Source organism: Pseudolysinimonas sp. (assembly GCF_031389465.1).
Lineage (GTDB): Bacteria > Actinomycetota > Actinomycetes > Actinomycetales > Microbacteriaceae > Pseudolysinimonas_A.
The window spans coordinates 1-2,917 of sequence record NZ_JANMSQ010000089.1 but is presented as its reverse complement, the minus strand read 5'-3'; the positions used below and the strand labels follow the sequence as shown (position 1 = coordinate 2,917).

The window sequence follows — 2,917 nt, the reverse complement described above, 5'->3', positions numbered from 1 at the left end:
CGACGCCGGACGCTGAGACCGCCGGGTGCCGCGGGCCGCGCGGTCGGTGAGGTGGGCCGCGGGTACTGCGTCGCGCCGCGCGCGTTGTGCGGTGGACACAAGGGCGAACCCGTCACCGCGACGAGCAACCCCTGTCCTCGTGGGAATCCTCCAAACAGCCCGTCGAACCCTTGGCGGGGATGCCCAATCTTCGGGCGTCGACGCGCGCCAAGGTGAACCCGCCGGACCGTGCGCGTTACGGTAAGCCGTGCCCCCCATCTCGAAGGTCCTCGTCGCGAACCGTGGCGAGATCGCCGTCCGCATCGTTCGGGCCTGCCGCGACGCCGGAATTGCGTCCGTCGCCGCGTACGCGGATCCCGACCGGGAGGCGCTGCACGTCCGCCTCGCCGACGAGGCGTTCGCGCTCAACGGGATGCGCGCCGCCGAGACGTATCTGGACGCCGCCAAGCTGATCGACGTCGCCCGCCGCGCCGGCGCCGACGCCGTGCACCCCGGCTACGGCTTCCTCGCCGAGAACGCCTCGTTCGCCACCGCGGTGATCGCCGCCGGGCTCACCTGGATCGGCCCGCCGCCGTCGGCCATCGAGTCGCTCGGCGACAAGGTGAGCGCGCGGCACATCGCCCAGCGCGCCGGGGCGCCGCTGGTCGCGGGCACGCCCGAACCCGTCCAGGGTCCGGCGGAGATCCACGCGTTCGCCGCCGAGCATGGCCTGCCGATCGCCATCAAGGCCGCGTTCGGTGGCGGGGGACGTGGCCTCAAGGTCGCCCGCGCCGCGGACGAGATCGACGAGCTGTTCGAGTCGGCCGTGCGCGAGGCGACCGCCGCCTTCGGGCGCGGCGAGTGCTTCGTCGAGCGGTACCTCGAGAACACGCGGCACGTCGAGACGCAGTGCCTGGCCGATGCGTACGGGACGGTCGTGGTGGTCTCCACCCGGGACTGCTCGCTCCAGCGCCGGCACCAGAAGCTCGTCGAGGAGGCCCCCGCACCGTTCCTCTCCGACGCCCAGAACACCCAGCTCAGGGAGGCCTCGATCGCGATCCTGCGCGAGGCCGGATACGTCGGCGCCGGAACGTGCGAGTTCCTGGTGGGCGGCGACGGCACGGTGTCGTTCCTCGAGGTCAACACCCGCCTCCAGGTCGAGCACCCCGTCTCGGAGGAGGTCACTGGCATCGACCTCGTGCGCGAGCAGTTCCGCATCGCCGAGGGCGGACTCCTCGACCCCGAAGACCCGGTGACCCACGGCCACTCGATCGAGTTCCGCATCAACGGCGAAGACCCGGGCCGCAACTTCATGCCGACGCCGGGGCCCGTGCACGTGCTGCGCTTCCCCGGCGGGCCCGGCGTCCGCGTCGACTCGGGCGTCACGACGGGTGACGTCATCTCGGGCTCGTTCGACTCGCTGCTCGCGAAACTCATCGTCACCGGCCACACCCGTGCCGACGCCCTGGAGCGCGCCCGCCGCGCCCTCGACGAGTTCGAGGTGGCCGGGCTGCCGACCGTGCTGCCGTTCCACCGCAAGATCGTGCGCGACCCGGCGTTCATCGCCGCCGACGGCAACTTCGGCGTCTACACCCGGTGGATCGAGACCGAATTCGACAACGACATCGAGCCGTGGGGCGGGATGCTGACCGAATCCGGAGCCCCGGAGAAGCGCCACGACGTCGTCGTCGAGGTCGAAGGCAAGCGCATCTCAGTCTCGCTGCCGACCAGGCTGCTGCCGTCCTCCGGTTCGGTGTCGGCCGCCCCGGCGCCGCGCCGTCGCGCCGGCGGCGGGGGAGTCGCATCGGCGACCGGTACGTCGATCGCCTCGCCCATGCAGGCGACGATCGTCAAGGTCGCCGTCGCCGATGGCGACAAGGTCGTGAAGGGCGACCTCGTGCTCGTGCTCGAGGCGATGAAGATGGAGCAGCCGATCGCTGCCCATCGCGACGGAACGATCACCGCACTCGACGCCAAAGTCGGCGCGACCGTCTCGGCCGGCCACCGTCTCCTCGCGATCGAAGACTGAAGGCTGAAGGCTGAAGGCTGAAGGCTGAAGGCGCGAGCGCTACCCGTTTCGGCGAGCGCGCCCCCGGTATTGGCCGCGCTCACCAATTGCGGTAGCGCTCGGGGCGGACGCCTGCCGCCACGAGGTGGGCTCGCAGCCTGCCGGGGGAGAGGGCGACATCCCACCCCCACCGGCTGACGCGGGGGCCGAGGGCACGAATGCGGTCCTCACGGAACTTCTCGTCGAGCACCGCCTGTTGAGGCGTGCGACCGGCGAGGTACCGGGGATCCTCATACTTGATCCGCCCGTCGAACTCGCCGACGAGGTCGAACTGCGGCCACCAGAAGTCCGCAACGATCACCCCGAGCCGGTCGGAGAACTTGAACTGGAGCACTGGCGCGGGGATACCCGCCAGCAGCATCGACGCGCGGGATAGCGACTCTCCCGGCGAGCCTGACCCGGCGTCGGCGAACTCGACCACCTGGCGTGCGCGAGCGGCACCGCGTCGACCCGGTGGGCCGATCTCGTCGAGCAACAGGCCGCGGTCAAGGGCACGGTGCGTCCCGCCAGGGTCACCGCGCAATGCGGCATCCGCGGCGACGACGCCGACCGAGAAGGGCGCGACACGCGCGAGATCGATGACCGTGCGAGCCAGGGTCGTCACCTCGAGTCCCTCGAGCCGGTCGGTCGCAGCAGGGATGCCGGTGCAGTGCCGGACGAGGCGTTCGTCGCTGCGACCGCCCGAGGATCGCACGGCGAGAGCGTGCGCGTCGGGCGGAAACTCGCCGAGAACCGTCAGGTTCCATGCAGCGGCGGCCGTCCAGTGGGATTTGTTTCGCTCCACCGTACCTGTCGGGATGACCTTAAAAGAGCTTCGCGATTTCCTGTGGGCGCTGCTACTACTGCACCCACGACCTCTGGTCGCTGTGC

2 protein-coding genes are annotated in these 2,917 nt (G+C 70.9%); one reads left to right on the top strand and one right to left on the bottom strand.

The window, feature by feature from the left end; translation table 11 throughout:
- The first annotated feature begins 247 nt into the window (after positions 1-247).
- A complete protein-coding gene (locus RMO30_RS03485) occupies positions 248-2,008 on the top strand; it encodes a biotin carboxylase N-terminal domain-containing protein (protein ID WP_309709560.1) in 1,761 nt (586 codons plus the stop codon).
- 79 nt (positions 2,009-2,087) lie between these two features.
- Here the strand turns inward: RMO30_RS03485 and RMO30_RS03480 are convergent, their stop codons facing one another.
- Positions 2,088-2,831 (bottom strand): hypothetical protein, encoded by a 744-nt coding sequence (locus RMO30_RS03480; protein WP_309709558.1) that lies wholly within the window; start codon positions 2,829-2,831, stop codon positions 2,088-2,090.
- Between the last annotated feature and the right edge of the window lie 86 nt (positions 2,832-2,917).